24 protein-coding genes are annotated in these 24,432 nt (G+C 53.0%); 4 read left to right on the forward strand and 20 right to left on the reverse strand.

Going from position 1 to position 24,432, the window contains the following annotated elements:
- Positions 1-109: 109 nt before the first annotated feature.
- Genes GUC46_RS21425 through ulaA form a run of 6 tightly spaced genes read right to left on the reverse strand, consistent with a single transcriptional unit; the run spans position 110 to position 4,519 of the window.
- On the reverse strand, positions 110-796 hold the full coding sequence (locus tag GUC46_RS21425) for an L-ribulose-5-phosphate 4-epimerase (RefSeq protein ID WP_003839510.1): 687 nt from the start codon (positions 794-796) through the stop codon (positions 110-112).
- Entirely contained in the window at positions 796-1,650 is an 855-nt protein-coding gene (locus GUC46_RS21430) for an L-ribulose-5-phosphate 3-epimerase (protein ID WP_032937760.1), read from the reverse strand. Before GUC46_RS21430 ends, GUC46_RS21425 begins: the two co-directional genes overlap by 1 nt.
- Before the next feature lie 9 nt (positions 1,651-1,659).
- Positions 1,660-2,310, reverse strand: a complete 651-nt coding sequence (ulaD, locus tag GUC46_RS21435; RefSeq protein WP_003025660.1) for a 3-keto-L-gulonate-6-phosphate decarboxylase UlaD — start codon at positions 2,308-2,310, stop codon at positions 1,660-1,662.
- Between the two features lie 12 nt (positions 2,311-2,322).
- The gene (gene ulaC, locus GUC46_RS21440; protein WP_121572192.1) at positions 2,323-2,790 is read right to left on the reverse strand and encodes a PTS ascorbate transporter subunit IIA; all 468 of its coding nucleotides are present in this window, start codon (positions 2,788-2,790) and stop codon (positions 2,323-2,325) included.
- A gap of 10 nt (positions 2,791-2,800) precedes the next feature.
- Positions 2,801-3,106: a PTS ascorbate transporter subunit IIB gene (gene ulaB / locus GUC46_RS21445; RefSeq protein WP_003025655.1), complete on the reverse strand. Its 306-nt coding sequence runs from the start codon at positions 3,104-3,106 to the stop codon at positions 2,801-2,803.
- Between the two features lie 15 nt (positions 3,107-3,121).
- On the reverse strand, positions 3,122-4,519 hold the full coding sequence (gene ulaA, locus GUC46_RS21450; protein WP_003025652.1) for a PTS ascorbate transporter subunit IIC: 1,398 nt from the start codon (positions 4,517-4,519) through the stop codon (positions 3,122-3,124).
- A gap of 367 nt (positions 4,520-4,886) precedes the next feature.
- Between ulaA and ulaG the strand changes: the two genes are divergently transcribed.
- Both ulaG and ulaR read left to right on the forward strand, forming a co-directional pair.
- Positions 4,887-5,951 (forward strand): L-ascorbate 6-phosphate lactonase, encoded by a 1,065-nt coding sequence (ulaG, locus tag GUC46_RS21455; protein WP_003025649.1) that lies wholly within the window; start codon positions 4,887-4,889, stop codon positions 5,949-5,951.
- A gap of 107 nt (positions 5,952-6,058) precedes the next feature.
- Positions 6,059-6,814 (forward strand): HTH-type transcriptional regulator UlaR, encoded by a 756-nt coding sequence (gene ulaR, locus GUC46_RS21460; protein WP_003839504.1) that lies wholly within the window; start codon positions 6,059-6,061, stop codon positions 6,812-6,814.
- Here the strand turns inward: ulaR and yjfP are convergent.
- Positions 6,811-7,560 (reverse strand): esterase, encoded by a 750-nt coding sequence (gene yjfP, locus GUC46_RS21465; protein WP_016149449.1) that lies wholly within the window; start codon positions 7,558-7,560, stop codon positions 6,811-6,813. The genes ulaR and yjfP overlap by 4 nt on opposite strands.
- Before the next feature lie 181 nt (positions 7,561-7,741).
- Between yjfP and bsmA the strand changes: the two genes are divergently transcribed.
- Both bsmA and yjfN read left to right on the forward strand, forming a co-directional pair.
- Positions 7,742-8,071, forward strand: coding sequence for a biofilm peroxide resistance protein BsmA (gene bsmA / locus GUC46_RS21470; protein WP_003025640.1), 330 nt, complete (start codon positions 7,742-7,744; stop codon positions 8,069-8,071).
- Positions 8,072-8,218: 147 nt separating this feature from the next.
- Positions 8,219-8,494, forward strand: a complete 276-nt coding sequence (yjfN, locus tag GUC46_RS21475) for a DUF1471 family protease activator YjfN (protein WP_080953289.1) — start codon at positions 8,219-8,221, stop codon at positions 8,492-8,494.
- A gap of 85 nt (positions 8,495-8,579) precedes the next feature.
- On the opposite strand, the gene GUC46_RS21480 is transcribed toward yjfN, so the two are convergent.
- The 13 genes from GUC46_RS21480 to amiB form a co-directional block, all read right to left on the reverse strand.
- The gene (locus GUC46_RS21480) at positions 8,580-10,202 is read right to left on the reverse strand and encodes an isovaleryl-CoA dehydrogenase (protein ID WP_160180713.1); all 1,623 of its coding nucleotides are present in this window, start codon (positions 10,200-10,202) and stop codon (positions 8,580-8,582) included.
- A 129-nt stretch (positions 10,203-10,331) separates the two neighbouring features.
- Positions 10,332-11,063 (reverse strand): 23S rRNA (guanosine(2251)-2'-O)-methyltransferase RlmB, encoded by a 732-nt coding sequence (gene rlmB, locus GUC46_RS21485; protein WP_003025615.1) that lies wholly within the window; start codon positions 11,061-11,063, stop codon positions 10,332-10,334.
- 70 nt (positions 11,064-11,133) lie between these two features.
- The gene (gene rnr, locus GUC46_RS21490; protein ID WP_003025612.1) at positions 11,134-13,596 is read right to left on the reverse strand and encodes a ribonuclease R; all 2,463 of its coding nucleotides are present in this window, start codon (positions 13,594-13,596) and stop codon (positions 11,134-11,136) included.
- A gap of 156 nt (positions 13,597-13,752) precedes the next feature.
- Complete coding sequence (gene nsrR / locus GUC46_RS21495) at positions 13,753-14,178, reverse strand: nitric oxide-sensing transcriptional repressor NsrR (protein WP_003025609.1); 426 nt, start codon at positions 14,176-14,178, stop codon at positions 13,753-13,755.
- Positions 14,179-14,394: 216 nt separating this feature from the next.
- A complete protein-coding gene (purA, locus tag GUC46_RS21500) occupies positions 14,395-15,693 on the reverse strand; it encodes an adenylosuccinate synthase (protein ID WP_003025606.1) in 1,299 nt (432 codons plus the stop codon).
- A gap of 102 nt (positions 15,694-15,795) precedes the next feature.
- Positions 15,796-15,993: a DUF2065 family protein gene (locus tag GUC46_RS21505; RefSeq protein ID WP_003025602.1), complete on the reverse strand. Its 198-nt coding sequence runs from the start codon at positions 15,991-15,993 to the stop codon at positions 15,796-15,798.
- 82 nt (positions 15,994-16,075) lie between these two features.
- Positions 16,076-17,080, reverse strand: coding sequence for a protease modulator HflC (gene hflC, locus GUC46_RS21510; RefSeq protein ID WP_003025595.1), 1,005 nt, complete (start codon positions 17,078-17,080; stop codon positions 16,076-16,078).
- Positions 17,081-17,082: 2 nt separating this feature from the next.
- Positions 17,083-18,336 (reverse strand): FtsH protease activity modulator HflK, encoded by a 1,254-nt coding sequence (hflK, locus tag GUC46_RS21515; RefSeq protein ID WP_003025593.1) that lies wholly within the window; start codon positions 18,334-18,336, stop codon positions 17,083-17,085.
- Positions 18,337-18,525: 189 nt separating this feature from the next.
- Complete coding sequence (gene hflX, locus GUC46_RS21520; RefSeq protein WP_003025589.1) at positions 18,526-19,806, reverse strand: ribosome rescue GTPase HflX; 1,281 nt, start codon at positions 19,804-19,806, stop codon at positions 18,526-18,528.
- Between the two features lie 74 nt (positions 19,807-19,880).
- Positions 19,881-20,189 (reverse strand): RNA chaperone Hfq, encoded by a 309-nt coding sequence (gene hfq / locus GUC46_RS21525; RefSeq protein ID WP_003025584.1) that lies wholly within the window; start codon positions 20,187-20,189, stop codon positions 19,881-19,883.
- Positions 20,190-20,273: 84 nt separating this feature from the next.
- Positions 20,274-21,224, reverse strand: coding sequence for a tRNA (adenosine(37)-N6)-dimethylallyltransferase MiaA (miaA, locus tag GUC46_RS21530; RefSeq protein WP_016149447.1), 951 nt, complete (start codon positions 21,222-21,224; stop codon positions 20,274-20,276).
- Positions 21,217-23,082 (reverse strand): DNA mismatch repair endonuclease MutL, encoded by a 1,866-nt coding sequence (gene mutL / locus GUC46_RS21535; protein WP_130715220.1) that lies wholly within the window; start codon positions 23,080-23,082, stop codon positions 21,217-21,219. The genes miaA and mutL overlap by 8 nt, the downstream gene beginning before the upstream one ends.
- Positions 23,083-23,091: 9 nt before the next feature.
- Entirely contained in the window at positions 23,092-24,423 is a 1,332-nt protein-coding gene (amiB, locus tag GUC46_RS21540) for an N-acetylmuramoyl-L-alanine amidase AmiB (RefSeq protein WP_121572190.1), read from the reverse strand.
- Positions 24,424-24,432 lie beyond the last annotated feature (9 nt).

A 24,432-nucleotide genomic window follows, 5' to 3' on the forward strand; every position in this document is an offset into this window, starting at 1 on the left:
ATTGCCACAGTTTGACTTGCCCCCTTCACTGGGGGCTTTTTTTTGCAAAACAATCCCGAAGCCAGACCGATCTCATCCCCATGAAGAGTTGGCTCCGGAACGTTTTTTCTTACTTCTGGCCGTAATAGGCATTTGGGCCGTGCTTACGCATGAAGTGCTTATTCATCAGGTAACTGTCGATGGGGCTGAGCGCCGGATTAATGCCACGCGCAATCCATGCCATTTTTGCCACCTCTTCCATCACCACAGCGTTATGTACCGCGTCGTGAGCATCTTTGCCCCAGGCAAACGGGCCATGTTGGTACACCACTACGCCAGGCGTATGTAAAGGTTCCACCTCCCCGAGCGTTTCAATAATCACCCTACCGGTATTAAGTTCATACTCCTCCTGAACTTCAGCTTCAGTTAAAGCCCGGGTACAGGGAATATCGCCAAAGAAGTAGTCAGCATGCGTCGTGCCGAGCGCAGGAATTGCCAGACCTGCCTGCGCCCATGCCGTCGCGTGGGTTGAGTGGGTATGCACCACGCCGCCGAGAGAGGAATAACGGCGATACAGCGCCAGATGGGTGGCGGTGTCGGAAGAAGGACGATAGCGTCCCTCCACCACATTACCGTGCAGATCCACAACCACCATGTCATCCACTGTCATTGTTTGGTAGTCGACGCCGCTGGGCTTGATCACCACCAGCCCGCGTTCGCGGTCGATGGCGCTGACGTTACCCCAGGTAAACGTCACCAGCCCGTAGCGCGGCAGATCCATGTTGGCCTCAAAAACCTGCTGTTTACGTTTTTGCATTACACTGCCTCCACCAGGCCCGCGTTGGCCATACGCGCTTTCACCCAGTCGCGCGCCTTCGCCACTTCACGTGCCGGGTCGTCCGACGTTTCGCTCCACATCTCAATCAGGTATGGCCCGCAATACCCACTCTGTTTGAGCGTCGCAAAACAACGTTCGAAATCGACAACCCCTTCACCAAACGGCACATTTTTGAATACGCCGGGTTTGGTATCTTTCACGTGTACGGCAACTATATGGCCCATTCCCGCCTGCAGCTCCATCTGCACGTCGTTATCCCACGCCGATAAATTGCCAATATCGGGATACAGCTGGAACCACGGATTGTTGAGATAGTGGGCGTATCCCAGTGCCTTACTGATCGAATTCATCAGTGGATAATCCATGATTTCCATCGCCAGCGTCACCTGTGCACGGCTCGCCATCTCTACGCTCTCTTTCAGCCCATCGCGGAACCGACGACGCGTTTCGTTATTGGCCTGCTGGTAATAAACGTCGTAACCCGCCATTTGAATAACGCGAATACCGATATCCTGCGCAAACTGAATGGCTTTACGCATGATCTCCAGCCCCTGTTCGCGTACCGCATCATCTTCACTACCAAGCGGAAAACGACGATGAGCGCTCAGGCACATGGACGGTACCCGTATCCCGGTGTCGGCGATAGCGGCCACCAGCGCCAGTCGCTGCTCGCGGTTCCAGTCAAGACGCGCCAGGCGAGCGTCGGTTTCATCAACCGACATTTCGACAAAGTCAAAGCCCAGTTCCTTCGCCAGTTGCAAGCGTTCCAGCCAGCACTCCCCGCCGGGGAGTGCTTTTTCATAAATACCGAGCGGGACCTGTTTCGACAACATAGTCGCTCCTTATCCCCACAGTTGGGCGATAGAACGTTTGAACTGACGGGCCGCTTCCACCGGAGAGGCGGCATCGCGAATACTGCGGCCGGCAATAAAGACGTGAATCGGAATTCCCTGGAACAGCGGCAGATCTTCCAGCGCCAGACCGCCGGTGACGGTGACTTTAAAGCCCATCTCGGACAGACGCTTGATCGCGCTGATATCCGCTTCTCCCCACGCCACGCCCGCCGCCTGCGCATCACGACTGCGGTGATATACAACTTGCCCAATCCCTGCGTCACGCCACTCTTGCGCCTGCTCCCAGGTCCAGTAACCAGTCAGTTCAATCTGTACATCACCGTTAAATTCTTTCGCCACCTCCAGCGCACCCTTGGTGGTGTTGATATCGGCACAGCAGATGACGGTAACCCAGTCAGCGTTGGCTTCGAAACACATGCGGGAGAGGATTTTTCCCGCATCGGCAATTTTGGCGTCCGCCAGTACAATTTTATGTGGGTAAAGCGCTTTCAGATCGCGAACGGCGCGCACGCCTTCTGCCACGCAAAGAATAGTGCCCACCTCAATGATATCGACCTCTTCGGCAATCAGACGCGTCGTTTCATACGCGGAAGACATTGATTGGTTATCCAGCGCAACCTGCAACATAGGTAATGACATTTTGGTATCCTTTTAAACAGCCGCCGCAGTGGCGTTATCAATTAAATCCAACACTTCCTGCGCGGTGCGGCAGGCGCGTAAACGGTCGAAATTGGCTTCGTCATCAAAGAGATTCACGATCTGCATGATGCCCACTTCCTGATGCGTGTTGGCGTCAACTGCCGCCATCGTGATCAGAATGTCGACCGGGTCGTTATCCTCGTGGTTAAACACCAGCGGCGTTTTCAGCGTCACCAGCGCAAAACCGGTTTTCTTGACCCCTTCCTCCGGACGGCCGTGCGGCATCGCCAGTCCTGGCGCAATCACAAAGTACGGGCCAAACTGCTCAACGCCATCAAGGATGGCCTGGTAGTAGCGTGGTTCAACCACATCAGCCTTAGCCAGCAGATCCACGCCAAGCTTTACCGCTTCCTGCCAGGTACTGGCCTCGGCTTGCAAAAGGATGGAACTATTGTCTGCCAGCGAGTCACGTAATTTCATATGCCGCCCCTTACTTCACGTCCTGCGGAAAATGCGCTTTGATCACTTCCAGCAGTTTTGGTCCAAAATCGGCAGGAGACAGCATGTTGCGTACGCCAACGACATATTTATTGCCAGAAACGGTAATCTCACCGGCGATATGCGTAGAGGCGATGATAATATCCGCTCCGCTCAGTTCACTTTTGTATTCGCCCACGGCGCAGCTGTTTACCGTATGGTCAATATTTGACTGGGTTAAAAACTGGTCCACCTTCATTTTCATGATCATGGAACTGCCCTGCCCATTGCCACACACAGCCAGAATACGTACGGTCATAATCGGAACTCCTTATTAAGCAGAGTGTTCTGCCAGTTGTTTTTCTGCGTCTTCCTCAGCACGCAACGTGCGTCCTGCGAAAAACATATAAGCCAGTGCAATCAGAATAATGACGGCCATAAACACGATGCCGATGGAGGCAAAGCCTTGCATCATCGGCGGTGCCAGAATTGACCAGTCCGCCATGCCCATCCAGGCGCTCATACCGGTGAGCTTCACCGCCCAGACGCAGCCGAAGATTTCGATCATCCCCATCACCAGGCAAATCTTGAGCGCTGCGCGCCAGCCGCCAAAGTGGTTAGCAAATACGCCGATAGTGGCGTTCGAGAAGAACATCGGGATAAAGCCTGGGATAATCAGAATGGAAGAGCCGCAGGCCACAAGGATGCCCACCGCAATCAGTTGGCCGATGGTCCCCCACATAAAGCCCCAGACCACCGCGTTAGGAGCAAAGCTATAAATCGCCGCGCAGTCGATGGCCAGTACCGCGCCCGGGATCAGGCGTTGAGAGATACCGTTGAACGCTTCTGAAAGTTCAGCAACGAACATACGTACGCCCTGGGTGATGATGAAGATAGCGACAGCAAACGAAAAACCGGTTTGCAGGATATACACCGTCCAGTGGGTTTTACCCGCCATCGCCTGAACCACATCAATGCCGAAAGAGAGCAGGATCGCCCCGAAGAAGATGGTCATCACAATCGCGGTAGAAACGATGTTGTCGTGGAAGATATTCAGCCAGCCTGGCAGCTTGAGATCTTCTACGCTCTCCTCTTTCTTACCCAGATACGGCGCGACTTTGTAAGCAATCCAGGAGGCGAACTGCTGCTGGTGACCGATGGAAAAACCACAGCCGTCGGTCACTTCCTGGGTCGGCTTGTACATCATATTGGAGGTAATGCCCCAGTAGAGCGACACCAGCACCGCGGTACAGATGATGGTGGTCCACATGGAATAGCCAAAGATGTAGAAAGAGACGGCGATCAGGCCCGCCTGCTGGAACATGATGTGCCCGGTCAGCATGATGGTACGAATACCGGTAATCCGCCGTAGCAGTACATAACAAATGTTTAGCGCCAGCGCCAACAGTACCGCGTACCCTACCCAGCTATAGGCATCCCCCATACGTTCGATGGTTGCCATCATGGAGGCATAGGTATCGGAAATCGCACCGTTGATACCGTAAACCTCGGACATCTTCGCCACTACCGGTTTAAACGTGCTGGTCAGAATGCCCGACCCTGCCTGCAATAACATAAAACCGATAATCGTTTTGATCGTGCCTTTGATAATGACGCTGACACTTTTACGCAACAGGATGTAGCCGAGGCAGGTCACAATACCCAACAGCAACGGTGCATTGGTCATGACCTGATTAAAAAAGACGGTAAAGATGTTGTAGAGGATCTCCATAACGATCTCCAGTAGACGAAGTTGCTGAACATTCATTACAGATGCCCAGGATGTTGTGCCCTCACTCTAATTTTCAAAAGTAATCACAACAAGATTGAATTTGATTAAATGTGATGCAGTACGCAAATAATTCTCTCACTTGCAGAGTGGATTTGCTCCGAATTCATTCACTTCAAAATAAATCCATTTAAAACAATAAAATAAAAAAATACATTTCATATAAACCATCTTGTCACGTTGTAATTTGTTAACAATTTTTCATTCAACATCAAAAATCAACGCATTGCCTTCTTGAGAAAATGATGTCAGTATCAATCAAAACAAATCACAATTTGATTCAACTTGAATAAACATGAAGGTAATTGCGATGAGTAAAGTAAAAAGCATCACGCGTGAATCATGGATCCTGAGCACATTCCCGGAGTGGGGAAGCTGGCTGAATGAAGAGATCGAGCAGGAACAGGTCGCACCAGGTACTTTCGCGATGTGGTGGCTCGGCTGTACCGGAATTTGGCTGAAGTCGGAAGGCGGGACTAACGTCTGCGTCGATTTCTGGTGCGGCACGGGCAAACAGAGTCACGGTAACCCGCTGATGAAAACCGGTCACCAGATGCAACGCATGGCAGGGGTGAAGAAGCTGCAGCCAAACCTGCGCACCACGCCGTTTGTTCTTGATCCGTTTGCCATTCGTCAGATCGATGCGGTGCTGGCCACGCACGATCATAACGATCACATCGACGTAAATGTTGCGGCAGCCGTCATGCAGAACTGTGCCGACGACGTGCCGTTTATTGGACCGCAGACTTGTGTGGATCTGTGGATCGGTTGGGGTGTACCAAAAGAGCGCTGCATCGTGGTAAAACCAGGCGATGTGGTAAAAGTGAAAGATATTGAAATTCATGCGCTTGATGCGTTCGATCGTACTGCGTTAATCACCCTGCCCGCCGATCAGAAAGCCGCTGGCGTACTGCCGGATGGTATGGATGCCCGCGCAGTAAACTATCTGTTCAAAACGCCGGGCGGTACGCTTTATCATAGCGGCGACTCACACTACTCCAACTACTATGCAAAGCATGGCAACGAGCACCAGATCGACGTCGCACTCGGATCCTACGGCGAGAACCCACGGGGTATTACGGACAAAATGACCAGTTCTGACATGCTGCGTATGGCGGAGGCCCTGAATACAAAAGTGGTGATCCCTTTCCATCATGATATCTGGTCAAACTTTCAGGCCGATCCGCAGGAGATCCGCGTACTGTGGGAGATGAAAAAAGATCGCCTTAAGTATGGCTTTAAGCCATTCATCTGGCAGGTAGGTGGCAAGTTCACCTGGCCGCTGGACAAAGATAACTTTGAATATCACTATCCGCGCGGCTTTGATGACTGCTTCACCATTGAACCGGATTTACCGTTTAAATCGTTCTTGTGATCCACACAAAATGCCGGGCCATCCCGGCATTTTTTTCCCATTTACTTTAGTATTTCCAGGCTATTTCAAATATCATCTTTTCAAATCAATTTGTATCGGAATAGCTCATGACTGAAGCACAAAGACATCAAATATTGCTGGATATGCTGGCGCAGTTGGGCTTTGTTACCGTTGAGAACGTAGTTGAGCGTCTGGGGATTTCACCCGCCACTGCGCGCCGGGACATCAACAAGCTCGACGAAAGCGGCAAACTCAAGAAAGTACGCAACGGCGCAGAAGCTATTACCCAGCAGCGGCCGCGCTGGACGCCAATGAATCTTCACCAGGCGCAGAACCACGATGAAAAAGTTCGTATTGCCAAGGCAGCATCCCAGCTTGTGAATGCGGGTGAAAGCGTAGTGATCAACTGCGGATCGACCGCTTTCCTGCTGGGTCGCGAAATGTGCGGCAAGCCGGTGCAGATCATCACCAATTATTTGCCCCTGGCGAACTATCTGATCGACCAGGAGCATGACAGCGTGATCATCATGGGAGGGCAATATAACAAAAGCCAATCCATCACGCTTAGCCCGCAAGGCAGTGAAAATAGCCTGTATGCCGGACACTGGATGTTTACCAGCGGCAAAGGGTTGACCGCGGACGGACTGTATAAAACCGATATGCTGACCGCGATGGCCGAGCAGAAGATGCTTAACGTGGTGGGTAAACTGGTGGTGCTGGTCGATAGCAGTAAAGTCGGTGAACGTGCGGGAATGCTGTTCAGTCGCGCCGATCAAATCGATATGCTCATTACCGGCAAAAATGCAAACCCTGAGATTCTGCAACAGCTTGAAGCTCAGGGCGTGAGCATTATGCGCGTTTAAAGGTGCTGGCGGAAAAACGTCACTGTTGCGGCCAACGCTTCTGGCGTGATGCGATGCCGTACGCCCGCTTCCCACAGGCAGGTCAGATTGTTGTCCAAACCTGCCTGAATCAGCGCTTGCTGTAAGCGGAAGGTTTCAACAGCCGGTACAACATCATCATCCTGTCCATGCCACAGCAGCAACGGCCTGTCGGCAAGGCGTGGCAACTGATGCGTAACATCCCATTCGGCAAGCGGGGCGATAACGGCATCAAACTCCGCCTGTTGCTCTGGGGTCTGAACCTGTAAAGGAGGAAAAAGCGTCTGCGCAAGCCGGGTAAAATAGCCTGAGCCCATCAGGCTGGCTACACATTTAACCTCAGGATGGCGCGCCATTATGCCCAATGCAGTCATTCCCCCCATCGATGCCCCACCGACGGCAAGCCGCTCATCTGAAAGCCAATTTTCTGCCACCAGAGCCGCACGTAACGTCGTAAACTCCTGCATGTTTTGCTGCAATATATGCCAGAAGCGGAACATTCGCTCCTGAGCATTACCTTTAAAGCGGGCGCCATGTTCGGGCGCATCTGGCATGACGACGCGAAATCCGGCCTGAGCCAGCGCAACAGCAAAATAACTGTAGACCAGACTTGAAGATGTAAACCCGTGATAAAAGAGAATACAAGGGAGTGAACATTCGCGTTTACCAGCCGGAACGGCGTGCAGGACAGGGATACCAGCTAACTGTCGTGTCTCAATTTCTATCATTTGTTGCCCCTTTTTTTCTGGTATGCCATGCAGCAATGCTTAACGCAAGCGAATGTGTTCGGCAATGATTCATAATGTTGAGAACTGGGTTACGCTTTCGCAACATTTTCATTCGAAAATCGCGTGAGAGATAACAATTCGGGAACATTCCCCTAAAGGGAAATTAATAAGGCACTACACTATGGCTATCAGGAAACGAGATAGAGTTATGCGTCGGTTTGCCTCTTTGTTGCTGGTTATGTTTTTAAGCGCCTGTAGCGTGCTACAGGGAACGCCGCAACCCGCACCGCCCGTTGCCGACCACCCGCAGGAGATCCGCCGTGACCAGAGTAATGGGTTACAGCGATTAGGGACGGTTAGCGCGCTGGTAAGAGGCTCTCCGGATGATGCGCTGGCAGAGATCCGTGCCAAAGCCGTCGCGGCTAAAGCTGATTACTACGTGGTTTTATTAGTAGATGAAACCATCGTGACAGGCCAATGGTATTCACAGGCAATTTTGTATCGTAAATAACATTGGGTTGAAATTTAGTCAGCTTTACATTGCTTTGCGCCTCTATGCGTTTACCTGTGCACAATAAACCAACAGCAGGAAGCTTGAGGTTTATTATCGCGATGGAATGCCCTGCCGTGTGTAGGGGTACGAATAATGGAGCTGACGATGAAACAATCTCTTGCCTTATCCTCACTGCTGCTTTCTGCTGGACTGGCAGACACTACGGCGCAGTCTGCCGAATTCGCCAGTGCTGACTGCGTTACTGGCCTGAACGAAATTGGCCTGATCTCTGTCAGTAACATTGCAGGGAATCCGCAGGATGTAGAACGTGTAATCGCGTTAAAAGCGGATGAACAAGGTGCCTCATGGTATCGGATCATTCAGATGTACGAAGACCAGCAGCCCGACAACTGGCGCGTACAGGCCATACTTTATGCGTAACAGATTGCCGGATGGCGTAAACTTATCTGACCTGGACTGAGCGTAGGCATGATAAGACGCACCCGCGTCGCCATCAGGCAAGTTATTACCGTAACCCCCCCGTTGCCCGCAGGAGCAAATCGTTCAGCACCTGTTCAGACAATCGTAGTCCACCCCGCGTATCAAGCATCATTTGGCACCAGGCCTGCGCCACTGGCGGAGAAGAATAACGCAACATCTGCGCCCCGCAACCGAGCAGGAAAAGCTGCTGCGTAATCTCTCGTCCCAATGCCTCACTGGGTTTACGTAAACGCTGCTGTAGCTGACGCACCATCCGATCGTAATGTCGATCCTGCCCCTTTACCTCCGCAAAGGCTTCGCTGAGCATATCGTAGATGCCGGGTTGTTTTGTCAGTACCCGCAATACATCAAGGCACATAATGTTGCCGGAGCCTTCCCAGATACTGTTTACCGGCATCTCACGATACAGGCGCGGCAGCTCACTCTCCTCGCAATAGCCAATCCCGCCCAGCACTTCCATCGCCTCAGCCACAAACGGCATACCGACCTTGCAAACGGAGAATTTCGCTGCTGGCGTGAACAACCTGGCCCACAGCGCTTCTTTGGCATCAGCACGACGGTCCCAGGCCCGCGCCAGTCGAAACAGTAGCGCCGTTTGACCTTCCAGTTGGAGCGCCATCCGACCTAATACCTGACGCATCATCGGCTGTTCAATCAATGACTTGCCAAAAACCTGTCGCTGGTGCGCATGATAAATCGCGACGGAAAAAGCACGTCGCATCATGCCGTGACTGCCGAGCGCGCAGTCAAAACGCGTCATCCCGCCCATCTTCAGGATATGGCGGATACCTTCCCCTTCTTCGCCCAATAGCCAGCCAATCGCATCGTGGAATTCAACCTCGCAGCTGGCGTTGGAGCGGTTGCCTAACTTATCTTTCAGTCGTTCAAGACGGATGGCATTACGCTGCCCGTCAGGTAAAAATTGCGGTACAAAAAAGCAGGATAAGCCGCCCTTTGCCTGGGCCAGCACCAAATGGGCATCGCTTTGCGGCACGGAGAAAAACCACTTATGTCCCACCAGCCGATACGAGCCGTCGACAAGACGTTCTGCCTGAGTGGTATTGCTCAGCACATCTGAACCACCCTGTTTTTCGGTCATACCCATACCAATCAGTAGCCCGCGCTTTTGCCCTCCGGGCAGTAAATGCGAGTCATAACGGTCGCTTAGCAGCGGCGTCAGCCAGTCGTGAAAGGGGGCGGGTAACATTTGAAGTAACAGCGGTGTGGCGGCAAACGTCATGGTCACCGGACACAACGTGCCTGCTTCAACCTGCGCATGCAGCATGAAACGCGCCGCCCGGGCAACAAATGTTCCTTGCCTCGCGTCTTCTTCCCAGGCCAGATTATGTACGCGGTTGGCGCACAATCCCTGCATCAGCAAATGCCAGGCAGGATGAAAACGCACATCATCCAGCCGCTGCCCCTGCGGGTCGTAGCGCAATAGTTCAGGTGGAAAAGCATTGGCCAGACGACCCAGTTCGAGCGACTCGGCAGTCCCTAGCTGCTGACCAATACTGGCGAGAAGATCGCTATCCCAGCCAGCGCCTTCACGGATAACCGCTTCGCACAGCGCGCCGTCGGACAAATATAAGTTACTGTTATTGAGCGGTACAGGTTGGTTAAAAACGGTGTGCGTTTGCCAGTGCATTGTGTCTCCCTCCGTCAATGGCCGTCGCTTTAAGTATGGTCAGGCAGCAGAGAGAACGCATGGGACAACGGTCACAAAAAAGCCATCCCGAAAGATGGCTTGAGAGAAGAGAGAAATCAGGGAGATAGTTTAGCTGCGCTGACGGACTGCTTCAAACAGGCAGATGCCCGTCGCAACTGAAACGTTCAGCGACGAAACGCTACCTGCCATCGGGATACTGATCAGTTCGTCACAGTGTTCACGGGTCAGACGGCGCATACCTTCACCTTCTGCTCCCATCACCAGCGCCAGACGTCCGGTCATTTTGCTCTGGTAGAGAGTATGGTCGGCTTCGCCAGCGGTTCCGACGATCCAGATATTCTCTTCCTGCAGCATACGCATGGTGCGCGCCAGGTTGGTCACGCGGATCAGCGGTACGCTTTCTGCCGCACCGCAGGCCACTTTTTTCGCCGTAGCATTCAACTGAGCGGAACGATCCTTCGGTACGATTACAGCATGTACGCCAGCGGCATCGGCGCTACGCAGGCATGCCCCCAGGTTATGCGGGTCGGTGACGCCATCGAGGATCAAAAAGAACGGCTGATCGAGCGTAGCAATCAGATCCGGCAGATCGTTTTCCTGATACTGACGGCCCGGCTTCACACGAGCAATAATCCCCTGATGTACCGCACCCTCGCTTTTCTCATCCAGAAACTGACGGTTAGCCAGTTGAATGACAACACCCTGTGCTTCCAGTGCGTGGATCAGCGGCAGCAGGCGTTTATCTTCACGACCTTTGAGAATAAAGACGTCCTGGAAGCGCTCAGGCGCACGTTCCAGCAGAGCCTGCACCGCATGGATGCCGTAAATCATTTCACTCATGAATGTACTCGTTAATAGTTTATGCATAACGCGGGCAACACGAGATTGCCCGGCTTACTGTTTATGGCAGTTATTGTGCGACTTTCTTTTTCGCCGCACGTTTAGCTTTGGTGGCGGCAGCAATTTTAAGCGTTTTTGCCGATGGCTTTTTCGCTTTTTTGTCGCCTTTCTTCTCAGCCGCATTCTTTTCCGCCTGAGGTTTGGCTCTGCCTTTTTTCTCACCGCGGAAAGCGCTATCCGGCTCGAAATTCACCTTTTTGCCCATCTGACGACGTTTACCGGTATTTTTACCCGCATCGCTTTTTTTGGCTTTTTCGCGCGCAGTTTTACCTTCATTACGCGGCGCACGTTCGCTGGAGATCAAGCTAAAGTCGATCTTACGCTCGTCCATGTTGACTGCTTCCACGCGAACTTCCACGCGATCGCCCAGGCGATACATCTGACCGCTGGATTCCCCCGTCAGGCGCTGCCCAACCTGGTCGAAACGATAGTAGTCGTTATCCAGGGAGGAGACATGCACCAGACCGTCGATAAACAGCTCATCAAGACGGACAAAGAAACCAAATCCGGTGACGCTGGCAATCACGCCTTTGAAGACATTCCCCACCTGATCCAGCATGAAGTCGCACTTCAGCCAGTCAGAGACATCGCGTGTGGCTTCGTCAGCACGGCGCTCGGCCATCGAACAATGCTGACCCAGTTGCAGCATCTCTTCCATCGAATAATGGTAGCCACCCGTTTCCGTGGTGTTGCCTTTATGACCCTGCTCCTGCGCCAGCAGATACTTAATCGCCCGGTGCAAGGAGAGGTCCGGGTAACGACGGATCGGTGAAGTAAAGTGTGCATAAGATTGCAGCGCCAGGCCGAAGTGACCACGGTTTTCCGGATCGTAAATCGCCTGCTTCATCGAACGCAGCAGCATGGTTTGCAGCATTTCTGCGTCAGGACGGTCAGCAATCGACTCCAGCAGTTCAGCGTAATCGCGCGGCTCAGGTTTGTTGCCACCTGGCAGCTCCAGTCCCAGCTCTGCCAGGACGGAACGGAACGAGTTAATCGCTTCGGTCGTCGGCTTATCGTGAATACGGAACAGCGCTGGCTCTTTGGCTTTCTCAACGAATCGCGCCGCTGAGATGTTCGCCATGATCATGCACTCTTCAATCAGCTTGTGCGCGTCGTTACGCTGCGTCTGCTCAATACGCTCAATACGGCGTTCAGCATTGAAGATAAACTTCGCCTCTTCACTTTCAAACGAGATACCGCCGCGCTCTTCGCGGGCTTTATCCAGCACTTTGTAGAGGTTATGCAGCTCTTCAATGTGTTTGACCAGCGGTGCGTACTGCTCACGCAGCTCCTGGTCGCCCTGCAGCATGTGCCAGACCTTGGTGTAGGTCAGACGTGCATGGGAACTCATGACCGCTTCGTAGAATTTAAAGCCGGTTAAACGGCCTTTCGACGAAATGGTCATTTCACAGACCATACACAACCTGTCCACCTGCGGGTTGAGCGAACACAATCCGTTAGACAGCACTTCCGGCAGCATCGGAACAACCTGCGACGGGAAGTAAACGGATGTGCCACGGCTGCGGGCTTCCTGGTCCAGCGGAGTCGGCGGGCGAACGTAATAGCTTACGTCGGCAATTGCCACCCATAAACGCCAGCCGCCGCCGCGTTTCTTCTCGCAGTAAACCGCATCGTCGAAGTCACGCGCATCTTCGCCATCGATAGTCACCAGCGGCAGGTCGCGCAGATCGACACGTCCTATTTTCGCCTCTTCCGGCACTTCTTCTTTCAGTCCGGCGACCTGTTTCTCAACAGCCTGCGGCCAGATATATGGGATTTCATGAGTACGCAGGGCCATATCAACGGCCATGCTGGTTCCCATGTTGTCACCCAGCACTTCAACAATTTTACCCACCGCTTTGGTGCGGCGAGTCGGACGTTGGGTCAGTTCAACGACGACCACAAAGCCCATACGAGCGCCCATCACCTCTTCCGGCGGGATCAGGATATCGAAACTCAGACGGCTGTCGTCAGGGACGACAAACCCAACGCCAGCATCGGTGAAGTAGCGACCGACAATTTGGCTGGTTTTTGGCACCAGTACGCGCACAATACGCGCTTCGCGACGACCTTTACGGTCCGCGCCCAGCGGCTGCGCCAGCACCTGATCGCCATGAATGCAGGTTTTCATCTGCTCGCTGGACAGGTACAGGTCATCTTTGCGGCCTTCAACGCGCAGAAAGCCGTAGCCATCACGGTGGCCAATAACGGTACCTTTCAGCAGGTCGAGACGCTCCGGCAGCGCATAGCACTGACGACGGGTGAAGACCAGTTGTCCGTCACGCTCCATCGCGCGCAGACGGCGGCGCAGTGCTTCCTGCTGCTCTTCACCTTCAATGTTGAGTTCAGCGGCCAGCTCATCGCGGTTGGCCGGTTTTTCACGTTTAGTTAAATGTTCGAGGATAAATTCCCGACTTGGGATAGGATTCGCGTATTTTTCAGCTTCGCGTTCCTGGAAAGGATCTTGTGACATTGAGGTTCCTCCATTGTCAGCTCTGATGGAATTCCTTCGTCTTTCACGACGCCTCTTTGTTGGCTGCCTTTGCTCCCACCAGTCACTTACTTTTGTAAGCTCCTGGCGACTCGCTCAGTTGCCGCCGCGATGCGACGCGAAGTACTTTAGACTTCATTACTCCACCAGCAATAATTTATAAAGCGGTTGATTCTCTTCAACCAAATCAGCAAGTGTGTAGTTGTCCAGCTCCGTGAGAAAACTTTGCACTGCCTTAGAAAGCGCCTGTTTGAGTCGACAGGCCGGGGTAATGTGGCAAAACTCGCTGCTACAGTTGACCAACGATAAGGGTTCCAGCTCGCGAACCACATCACCAATACCAATATCCTTAGCGGGTTTACCCAAGCGGATACCGCCATTTTTTCCTCGAATAGCAGTAACAAAGCCCGCCCGGCTAAGTTGATTGATTATTTTGACCATATGATTACGGGACACGCCGTAGACTTCTGTCACCTCAGAAATACTGGTCATACGTCCTTCGGGAAGTGACGCCATGTAGATTAGCGCACGTAATCCGTAATCGGTGAAACTTGTTAACTGCACATCAACCTCAGGAAAAGGGATAAAACGGATAAACCTGGTGGTATTAATTATATTGATGATAAACCAGCCACCAGCCAGGTCGCTAATTTATTTCAGTTCGGGAAGGAAAAAAGCGAGGAACTTACGTGATTTTAAGCCGGATTCTGATGCAAAGCACCTTATCCGGCTTGAGATATTGCAAGCGCAGCGCCATTCGACGCCACGCTATAACCAGAATTATGCGTCGAACGGGTCGCGCAGGATCATGGTTTCAGTACGGTCTGGGCCAGTTGAGATAATATCAATCGGCACACCGGTCAGTTCTTCAATACGCTTGATGTAGTTCAGTGCAGCCTGCGGCAGACCGCTACGTTCCTTCACGCCGAAGGTAGATTCAGACCAGCCCGGCATGGTTTCGTAAATCGGCTCGATACCTTTCCAGTCGTCTGCTGCCAGCGGAGTAGTCGTTACTTCACGGCCATCCGGCATACGGTAAGCGACACAGATTTTCACCTCTTTCAAACCGTCCAGTACGTCCAGTTTGGTCAGGCAGAAGCCAGACAGGGAGTTAATCTGTACTGCACGGCGTACAGCAACGGAGTCCAGCCAGCCGGTACGACGACGACGACCGGTGGTCGCGCCATACTCGTTACCTTGTTTGCATAGAAACTCGCCAACGTCATCAAACAGTTCAGTCGGGAACGGACCCGCACCTACACGAGTAGAGTAAGCTTTGATGATACCCAGAACGTAGTCCACATAACGTGGGCCCAGGCCAGAGCCGGTTGCCACGCCACCTGCGGTAGTGTTGGAGGACGTTACGTACGGATAGGTACCGTGGTCGATATCCAGCAACGTACCCTGCGCACCTTCAAACATGACGAAATCGCCACGCTTACGCGCCTGGTCCAGCAGATCGGAAACATCAACAACCATAGAGGTCAGGATGTCGGCGATAGCCATCACATCATCCAGCACTTTCTGGTAGTCAACTGCTTCAACTTTATAGAAATTCACCAGCTGGAAGTTGTGATATTCCATCACTTCTTTCAGTTTTTCAGCGAAGGTTGCTTTATCAAACAGATCGCCAACACGCAGACCGCGACGAGCTACTTTGTCTTCATAAGCCGGACCGATACCACGACCGGTAGTACCGATCGCTTTCTCGCCACGCGCTTTCTCACGAGCGTTATCCAACGCAACGTGATAATCAAGGATCAGCGGACAAGCTTCAGACAGCAGCAGGCGCTCGCGAACCGGGATACCACGATCTTCCAGTCCTTTCATTTCTTTCATCAGCGCGGACGGAGACAGAACAACACCGTTACCGATGATGCTGATGACATTCTCGCGAAGAATACCTGATGGAATAAGATGGAGGACGGTTTTTTCACCGTTGATTACGAGAGTATGGCCTGCGTTGTGACCACCCTGGTAGCGCACAACATATTTAGCCCGTTCAGTCAGAAGATCGACGATCTTCCCTTTACCTTCGTCACCCCATTGGGTGCCCAGTACGACGACGTTGTTACCCATTTTTCAAAATCACCGTTTGCTTAAAAATGGATTCTACCACCGCTTTTTCAGATATACAGCACTTTTTGCATGCGAAAATCCGCAAATTAGTCTACTAATTAATCAGCCAATCGTTTTCCTCAACATGTAGTAGACCACAACGCCCGCAACCACAAGACCGCCACCAAAACGACGCAAAATATTTTCGGGAAGTTGCGCCATTGCAGAGATCATTTTCTTCCATGCGCTGGGATAAAGCATCGGACCCAGCCCTTCCAGCACCAAAACCAGCGCGAGCGCCAGCAAAATTGTTGAATTCATCCATCGCCCTTATATAAAAAGAAAACCACCGCATCCCTGGAGATGCCGGTGGTTTTGCTGCTTTAAAACCGCTGGAACGCGATTAGCGTGTCGCGGAACTCGGTGTCTTCATGTAGCGGAAGAAATCGCTGTCCGGACTCATGACCATCACGTCCTGGTTGCCTTCGAAGCTCTTCTCGTAAGCACGCAGGCTACGGATGAAGGCGTAGAAGTCAGGATCCTGACTAAACGCATCGGCAAACAGCTTAGCGGCTTCTGCATCGCCTTCACCGCGCATGATACGGCCCTGACGCTCAGATTCTGCCAGCGTTTTAGTGACTTCATAGTCCGCCGTTGCACGCAGTTTTTCCGCCTCTTCCTGGCCTTGTGAACGATGGCGACGCGCTACGGCTTCACGCTCAGCGCGCATACGGTTGTAGATAGCCTCGGACACTTCAGCAGGCAGGTTGATTTGCTTAATACGCACGTCAACCACTTCGATGCCCAATGCCGCCATACTGTTCGGGTTGATGACCGGTACTTTACCGTTCGTTTCAGCCTGAACACGTTCAGCCGCTTCGGCAATCGCGCTATCTGCTGCCGGAGTCGCCACTTCATCTTCCGTGCCAGCAGAACCGGAGTTCAGCGCGTCACGAACTTCCAGAGTCAGACGACCGCGGGAATCGGTAACGATGTCCTTCACGTCCAGACGACCAATTTCAGAACGCAGACGGTCAGAGAACTTACGTTTCAGCAGGACTTCCGCCTGAGAAACATCGCCACCGCCCGTTGCCAGGTAGTAACGGCTAAAGTCACTGATGCGCCACTTGATGTAGGAGTCAACAATCAGGTCTTTCTTCTCTTTGGTAACAAAGCGATCGGCCTGGTTGTCCATGGTCTGAATACGCGCATCGAGCATCTTCACAGATTCAATAAACGGAATCTTGAAGTGCAGGCCTGGTGCAACGACCAGCGGCTTGTTTTCATCGTCACGCAGAACTTTACCAAAGCGCAGAGTAATACCGCGCTCGCCTTCTTTGACCACAAAGACAGACATGAACAGAACTACCAGAACGATGATGATAATCGCAATAACTGACTTACGCATCGTTATTCCCCCTGACGCTGGTAGTCGTTACGCTGCGCATTCGCGCGGCGTTGGTCCATAATATCGCCCTGACTGGTGGACGATGTATTGCTTGCTCCAGTGCTGGAAGTCGTTGCTGGCGGCAGACGCAACAGGTTTGAACTGCTGTCAGTCTTTGCTGCTGGCGCACTACCACCTTTCAGCATTTGATCCAGCGGCAGAACCATCAGATTGCTGCCTTTATCGTTAACCAGGACTTTGCGGGTATTGCTCAGCACTTTTTCCATGGTTTCGATATACAGACGCTCGCGGGTAATTTGCGGTGCGGCTTTATATTCCGGCAGAATTTTTGCGAAGCGAGCCACTTCACCCTGTGCTTCCAGGATGGTCTGAGTCTTATACGCACGCGCTTCTTCCAGAATACGCTGAGCCTGACCGTTTGCACGCGGCTGAACTTCGTTGGTGTACGCTTCTGCTTCACGGATGTACTGCTGTTCGTTTTCACGTGCTGCGATAGCATCGTCAAACGCGGCTTTTACTTCTTCCGGCGGACGTGCTGCCTGGAAGTTGACGTCCAGTAAGGTGATACCCATGTTGTACGGACGGATCGTTTCTTCCAGTTCACGCTGGGTATCGCTACGAATAACGGTACGCCCTTCGGTCAGGATACGGTCCATGGTGTATTTACCGATAACCCCACGCAGGGCGCTGTCAGTTGCCTGACGCAGACTGTCATCCGCACTGGTTACGCTAAACAGGTAACGCTGCGGATCGGTCACGCGGTACTGTACGTTCATTTCGACGCGCACGACGTTTTCGTCAGAGGTCAGCATAACGCCGGATGCGGCAAGTTCACGCACGGCTTCAACGTTGACCGGTGTCACTTCATCGATAAAGGTCGGTTTCCAGTTCAGACCCGGTTCAACCAAATGGCTGAATTTACCGAAGCGTGTCACCACGCCACGTTCCGCTTCTTTAATGGTATAGAAACCGCTAGCCGCCCAGATAATGACGATGGCGGCCGCTGCGATAGTAAAGACTCGACCGCCAAGTTGCGGACGTGGGCCTTGCGATGAACTACCGCCGCCAGAACCAGTACCTTTACCGCCACCCAGACCACCGAGCTTTTTACTCAGTTTGCGGAAGATATCGTCCAGATCGGGAGGTCCCTGCTCGCGACCACCTTTGTTTCCATTTCCCTCAGGGTTGCCGCCAGGTTTGCTGCTTCCCCAGGGGTCGCGGTCTTGTCCGTTATTACCGGGCTGATTCCACGCCATTTTTGTGCTCCATATTTGTTATGCGATGCTATACCTGCGTCTTTTGCGCTGCCGATGCGTTGGCTGCGTCCCTCAACTCCAGTCACATAGTTGACTATGCTCCTGGAGATTTCAGGACTTGCCGCCTTCCTGCCGCACAAAATCCACAAGGTGTAGAGGCGAAAAAATCTTCAGGCCATATCCGTCAGATCAGACAACATAGTCTTCCAGTGCCGGTTCTTGTTTACAGAGGCGACGCCAGTCTACGATCGGCATACGAACCTGCAGACCTACGCTGCCGTCTTCCTCCATCCACTCTTTTTCTATTGCCTGAAGTTGATAAAACCGGCTTCTCAAACGCCCTTCCTGCGGCGGCAAACGCAACGTATGCTGCGCCACCTCACCGGAAAGTCGCTCAGTCAAAGCCTGAAAAAGTTGTGGTATACCAATCCCCGTTTGCGCTGATACCCAAACGCGAATGGGTTTATTCTCTTCATCTCTATCGATACGCGGCTCAAAGTCATCCAACATATCGATTTTATTCATCACCAGCAGGGTCGGGATCTCATGCGCATCGATCTCTTCGAGCACCGTGTCGACTGCCTCGATGTTTTCCTGCACACGAAAATCTGCAGCATCAATAACGTGCAGCAGCAATGTCGCCTGACGTGTTTCCTGCAAGGTGGCTTTAAATGCCGCCACCAGGTCGTGCGGCAAATGGCGGATAAACCCTACGGTATCCGCCAGCACGGTCTCCCCCACGTCCGCCACGTCTATGCGGCGCAACGTTGGGTCCAGGGTCGCAAACAGCTGGTCCGCTGCATAAACCCGGGCTTCGGTGATCTGGTTGAACAGGGTGGATTTTCCGGCGTTGGTATATCCCACCAGTGATACGGTTGGGACATCCGCTTTCTTGCGCGACTGCCGCCCCTGCTCACGTTGCTTTTCAACTTTTTCCAGGCGCGACTGTATTTGCAAAATGCGATTACGCAGCAAACGACGGTCGGTTTCGAGCTGGGTTTCACCCGGACCGCGCAAACCAATCCCGCCCTTTTGCCTTTCAAGGTGGGTCCAGCCACGGACCAGACGCGTAGCCATATGGCGCAACTGCGCCAGCTCAACCTGCAACTTACCCTCATGGGTGCGCGCACGCTGGGCAAAAATATCTAAAATAAGACCGGTCCTGTCGATAACAAGACACTGGCACAACTGTTCCAGGTTACGTTCCTGGGCGGGGCTCAGAGCATGATCAAAAATCACCACCGCAGCGCCAGTCGCTTTTACGGCTTCGGCAATTTCGATTGCCTTACCTTCACCAACAAAATACTTCGGGTGCGGTGCTTTACGGCTCCCGGTAATCACCTGCATTGCTTCGACACCGGCGGAAGAAACCAGAGATTCAAACTCCTGGAGGTCTTCCATATCTTTGTCTTGCGAAAAATAGATGTGTACCAGTACCGCCTGCTCACCGGCATCATAACGGTCAAACAAGCGTCAACCCCTTAATATAAATCAACGGGGAACGCAGGATCGCTGGCTCCCCGTATGTAAAACAGCTAATAACCTTATTCGGTTTCTTCGCTGTCCTGTTGCGCAGATGAACCTTGCGCGTTGCTACCGTGATGGTAGTTGCTGCCAGTGCCGCCGGTGGCATTATTGCTGTGATGAGAAACCGGACGAGACGGGACAACAGTAGAAATCGCGTGCTTATAAACCATCTGGCTGACCGTGTTTTTCAACAGGATCACGAACTGATCAAAAGACTCGATTTGACCTTGCAGCTTAATACCATTCACCAAATAAATAGAAACTGGAACACGTTCCCGACGCAATGCGTTCAGGAACGGATCTTGTAAAGATTGCCCCTTAGCCATTCTCTCTTTTCCTTATATGCTTATTTGTACTTTGAACCTTTCGATTCTGAAAAATTGCGCACGATACGTTTCAATTGTACACATTCAGTTCGCGATAGCACCAACAACCTGTAATACTTCGTTTCGCGCTAGGTCAGGCTTTTCACTGTCAAGCCAGTGCACCCCTTCCCAACCACGCAACCAGGTTACCTGTCGCTTCGCCAACTGCCTCGTGGCGCAAACACCTCTATAAACCATTTCATCGTATGAAATTTCACCTTCAATGTATGACCACATCTGGCGATACCCTACACAACGAATGGAAGGCAAATCCGTATGCAAATCTCCACGGGCAAAAAGCGCCCGGACTTCTGCTTCAAAACCTGAAGCTAACATCTGATGAAAACGCTGCTCAATTCGCTGATGGAGCAGTTCACGGCTCGCCGGGGCGATTGCAAACTGATGCACCTGATACGGCAAAGCATCTCCTGACGTTTGTGTCAGCTCCGTTAAAGTTTTACCCGAAATGAAAAAAACTTCCAGTGCCCGGGAAAGTCTTTGCGGATCATTTGGATGAATACGCGCCGCAGCCACCGGATCGATGTCCTGAAGCTGTCGGTGTAACGCGTCCCAACCCTGCTCTGCCGCCTGCTGCTCAATTCTGGCCCTGACTTCCGGGTCCGCCGACGGTAACGGCGACAGCCCTTCAAGCAAGGCTTTGAAATATAACATTGTGCCGCCCACCAGCAACGGGATACGCCCCGCGGCGGTGATGTCGGCCATCTCGGCTAACGCATCGCGACGAAAATCCGCAGCGGAGTACGCTTGCGACGGATCGCGAATATCCAGTAATCGGTGCGGCGCGGCCTGTAATTCATCTGCATCGGGCTTTGCTGTACCGATATCCATTCCCTTGTAAATAAGGGCGGAATCAACGCTTATCAACTCTATGGGCAAAACTTTACGCAATTCAATTGCGAGTGCCGTTTTACCGGAGGCCGTTGGCCCCATCAAAAAAATCGCCTTTGGCAGGCTCGCCTTACGGGTATCACTCATGTTTCAGGGCATTCATTACCGAATGTAAATCAACAGGTTGTAACAGACCACCCGGCGGTGCCTTCACGAGTTGTGGGCAGAGCCGCTCAACATCCGCTAACAGCGTAATCGCCTGTGCCATACTCCACTGTGGATGCTCGCTAATCAGGTTACGTGCGATCCACTGCGCAATATTACCCGGCTCGAATACGGATTGCTGCGCCAGGTAGCCTATCAGTTCAGGAATCAAGATTTGTAAATTTTGTTGGCGTAAGGGTAAAGGCACCGCCCGGATGGTCACATGCTGCGCATCCAGTTGAAATTCAATGCCCAGCTCAGCCAGTTGGCTCTGTCCTTTTTGCAGCGCCGCTTTTTCATCGGCGTTGACTTTTAAACGTAAAGGGATCAGCAACGGCTGGGCGCAAACGGTCCCCTGGTCCGGCGTTAATTGCGCCTGACGCAGCCAACGCTCAGCCACCGGTAATGCCAGCAACCGAATATGGCCATCGCACTCGAGTAACGCGCAGTCTGCACCGACAATCGTTAGCACCCGGCCAAAGCCCTGACTACTGCCACTCAGAGGTACCGATGATGTTTCAGAGACCGGCGTTTTACGCGTTGGAGCCGGTGTCTGCATCAGTTTCTGATAAATTTCGCCCTGCTGCTTTTGGTATCCGGGTTGGGCATAAGGCCAACTGGCCCTCGCCTGACGGCCTGCGCTACTACTGCCGTTTCCAGCGACAGCTGAGTACTGCGGTGTCGCAGGTTCACGCGCGGGAGCCGGCTCGGCAAAATGGTTACGTCCGGCAGCAACGCGGTTTTCCGGGATGTGCCTTGGAGCGGGTTCGTCGTCATCAGCCAACGGCAGCGGCGTTTCAAGCTGCTGTTGCAGGACGCTCAACACGCCCTGGTAAATAAAATCGTGCACCAGGCGGGATTGATGGAAACGGACCTCATGTTTAGCTGGGTGTACGTTGACATCAACTTGATGCGGATCGATTTCCAGATACAGCACAAAAGCGGGTTGTTGATCGGCTCCCAGCTTATCTTCACAGGCCTGGCGGATAGCATGGTTGATCAGCCGATCTCGCATCATCCGACCATTCACATAACAGTACTGTATTTCTGCCAGCGCCGCCGTTGTGTGGTTAGGATCGGCCACCCAGCCGCGCAGCGTCAAATCACCATGCTGCCATTCAATCGCCAGCGCATTCTCCAGAAACGGCGTGCCGCAAATCGCGCCCAGCCGGCGCTCTTTCTGCCCATCCGCGGCCACTGCCCGGTACTGACGCACCACTTTGCCGTTGTGAGACAAATTAATCGTCACATCAAAACGCGCCAGCGCAATGCGGCGAATAATCTCGTCGATATGATTAAATTCAGTTTTCTCGGTGCGCATAAATTTGCGCCGCGCCGGGGTGTTGTAGAACAGATCTAACACCTCCAGTGTGGTTCCCACTGGATGCGCAGCAGGTTTTACCGTCACATCCATGTCGCGCCCTTCAGCATAGGCTTGCCAGGCCTCAGGCTGCTCTTGTGTGCGCGACGTCAGGGTTAAACGAGACACGGAGCTGATACTTGCCAGCGCTTCGCCACGAAATCCGAGGCTCACGATGGCCTCAAGATCGTCAAGCGAGGCTATTTTACTGGTGGCATGACGCGCCAGCGCCAGCGCCAGCTCGTCTTTTTTAATCCCGCAGCCGTTGTCACGAATACGGATAAGCTTCGCACCGCCGCGCTCAATATCGATATCAATTCGCGTCGCACCGGCATCGATGCTGTTTTCCACCAGCTCTTTCACCACTGACGCAGGCCGTTCTACCACCTCGCCCGCGGCAATCTGGTTCGCCAGCTGTGGCGGTAGAACCTGAATCGGCATGGCTAATCCTTAATTTGTTAACGTGTTACCCGGCGATATGGCGCTGGCGGTTTGCGCCGGCGCGCCCTGCGGTCCGGTTTGCATCGGGTGCGCCTGGAAATAGTTACGCAATCCTTTGTATATCGCCTCAGCCAGTTGCTGCTGGTAATCATCGCTCGCCAACAGACGTTCTTCGCTGTTGTTACTGATAAAGCCGGTTTCAACCAGCACAGATGGGATATCAGGCGAACGCAGTACGCCAAGACTGGCGTGTTCCGGACGGCGCTTATGCATCGAACCAATACGTTCTAACTGGCCGATCATGCTGGTCGCCACATCATACCCGACGCGCTGCGAATGACCGAATTGCAGATCCAGTACGGCCTGGCTGAGATAAGGATCGGACTGGCTGTTTGCCAGCACATCGCCCGCGCCGCCCAACAGCTCCGATTGTTTTTCATGCTGTTCCAGCCAGCCGGCCATCTCACTGTTCGCCCGACGGTTCGACAACACCCAAACGGAAGCACCTGTGGCATCACGGTTTGGCGCGGCATCCGCGTGAATAGAAACCAGGAAATTGGCGTTTTGTTTACGTGCGACGTCTGAACGCCCCATCACCGAGATAAAGTAATCGCCATCACGGGTGAGTACGCCTTTAAACATTGGGTCATCATTGAGCAAGCTGCGCAGTTTACGCGCCACGGCAATCGTGACGTTTTTCTCACGCGTGCCGCCAGGGCCAATCGCCCCCGGATCCTGCCCGCCGTGTCCGGCATCAATGGCAATAACCACTTTTTCACCGCTGCCGGTGCTGGCGCGCGCCGCAGGTCGTGTGGAGGTATTAGTGTTGGTCACCATCGTGGTGCGATCGTTCTCTGCTTTAAACGGGTTACGCGCAGGCTCGGCAGGACGAGGGGCGACAACCGGCGTTTCAACACGCTTAACAACCACTGGAGGTGGAGGCGGCGGCGGTGGCGCATCCGCTTTGATGGTAAACACAACGGTATAATTGCCGCCGTTCTGGCGTTTAACGGCTTCGGCCTTGCCGTTCTCGGTTAAATCCACCACCAGACGCAAGGACTGCGCATCTTTTGGCGTGCCGGAGCGGATAGATTTCACCAGATTATTGCCGCTAAACAGCAGCGGTAATCCCTGAATCACTCCGGTTTGTTTTATATCCAGCGCGACGGTGCGTTTCCCGTCCTGGCTCACGGCGTATTCAGGCTCGCCAATAAAGCTCAGCGTAATCCGCGCCTGTTGATTGCCATTGGAAACCTGAAGATCGGAGAGGCTGGCGGCCCCTGCCTGCGCGCACAGCAGGACCAGGGTTGCCATCAGCCAGTTTCTGATGCGATAAATCATCCCGCCACC

The organism is Citrobacter sp. LUTT5 (assembly GCF_009905315.1).
GTDB classification, from domain to species: Bacteria; Pseudomonadota; Gammaproteobacteria; order Enterobacterales; family Enterobacteriaceae; genus Citrobacter; species Citrobacter freundii.

What these genes read in the sequence shown, in the direction of transcription:
- GUC46_RS21425 (WP_003839510.1), bottom strand. Translation starts at nt 796, where the DNA reads ATGCAAAAACGTAAACAGCAGGTTTTTGAGGCCAACATGGATCTGCCG.
- GUC46_RS21430 (WP_032937760.1), bottom strand. Translation starts at nt 1,650, where the DNA reads ATGTTGTCGAAACAGGTCCCGCTCGGTATTTATGAAAAAGCACTCCCC.
- ulaD (WP_003025660.1), bottom strand. Translation starts at nt 2,310, where the DNA reads ATGTCATTACCTATGTTGCAGGTTGCGCTGGATAACCAATCAATGTCT.
- ulaC (WP_121572192.1), bottom strand. Translation starts at nt 2,790, where the DNA reads ATGAAATTACGTGACTCGCTGGCAGACAATAGTTCCATCCTTTTGCAA.
- ulaB (WP_003025655.1), bottom strand. Translation starts at nt 3,106, where the DNA reads ATGACCGTACGTATTCTGGCTGTGTGTGGCAATGGGCAGGGCAGTTCC.
- ulaA (WP_003025652.1), bottom strand. Translation starts at nt 4,519, where the DNA reads ATGGAGATCCTCTACAACATCTTTACCGTCTTTTTTAATCAGGTCATG.
- ulaG (WP_003025649.1), top strand. Translation starts at nt 4,887, where the DNA reads ATGAGTAAAGTAAAAAGCATCACGCGTGAATCATGGATCCTGAGCACA.
- ulaR (WP_003839504.1), top strand. Translation starts at nt 6,059, where the DNA reads ATGACTGAAGCACAAAGACATCAAATATTGCTGGATATGCTGGCGCAG.
- yjfP (WP_016149449.1), bottom strand. Translation starts at nt 7,560, where the DNA reads ATGATAGAAATTGAGACACGACAGTTAGCTGGTATCCCTGTCCTGCAC.
- bsmA (WP_003025640.1), top strand. Translation starts at nt 7,742, where the DNA reads ATGGCTATCAGGAAACGAGATAGAGTTATGCGTCGGTTTGCCTCTTTG.
- yjfN (WP_080953289.1), top strand. Translation starts at nt 8,219, where the DNA reads ATGAAACAATCTCTTGCCTTATCCTCACTGCTGCTTTCTGCTGGACTG.
- GUC46_RS21480 (WP_160180713.1), bottom strand. Translation starts at nt 10,202, where the DNA reads ATGCACTGGCAAACGCACACCGTTTTTAACCAACCTGTACCGCTCAAT.
- rlmB (WP_003025615.1), bottom strand. Translation starts at nt 11,063, where the DNA reads ATGAGTGAAATGATTTACGGCATCCATGCGGTGCAGGCTCTGCTGGAA.
- rnr (WP_003025612.1), bottom strand. Translation starts at nt 13,596, where the DNA reads ATGTCACAAGATCCTTTCCAGGAACGCGAAGCTGAAAAATACGCGAAT.
- purA (WP_003025606.1), bottom strand. Translation starts at nt 15,693, where the DNA reads ATGGGTAACAACGTCGTCGTACTGGGCACCCAATGGGGTGACGAAGGT.
- GUC46_RS21505 (WP_003025602.1), bottom strand. Translation starts at nt 15,993, where the DNA reads ATGAATTCAACAATTTTGCTGGCGCTCGCGCTGGTTTTGGTGCTGGAA.
- hflC (WP_003025595.1), bottom strand. Translation starts at nt 17,080, where the DNA reads ATGCGTAAGTCAGTTATTGCGATTATCATCATCGTTCTGGTAGTTCTG.
- hflK (WP_003025593.1), bottom strand. Translation starts at nt 18,336, where the DNA reads ATGGCGTGGAATCAGCCCGGTAATAACGGACAAGACCGCGACCCCTGG.
- hfq (WP_003025584.1), bottom strand. Translation starts at nt 20,189, where the DNA reads ATGGCTAAGGGGCAATCTTTACAAGATCCGTTCCTGAACGCATTGCGT.
- miaA (WP_016149447.1), bottom strand. Translation starts at nt 21,224, where the DNA reads ATGAGTGATACCCGTAAGGCGAGCCTGCCAAAGGCGATTTTTTTGATG.
- mutL (WP_130715220.1), bottom strand. Translation starts at nt 23,082, where the DNA reads ATGCCGATTCAGGTTCTACCGCCACAGCTGGCGAACCAGATTGCCGCG.
- amiB (WP_121572190.1), bottom strand. Translation starts at nt 24,423, where the DNA reads ATGATTTATCGCATCAGAAACTGGCTGATGGCAACCCTGGTCCTGCTG.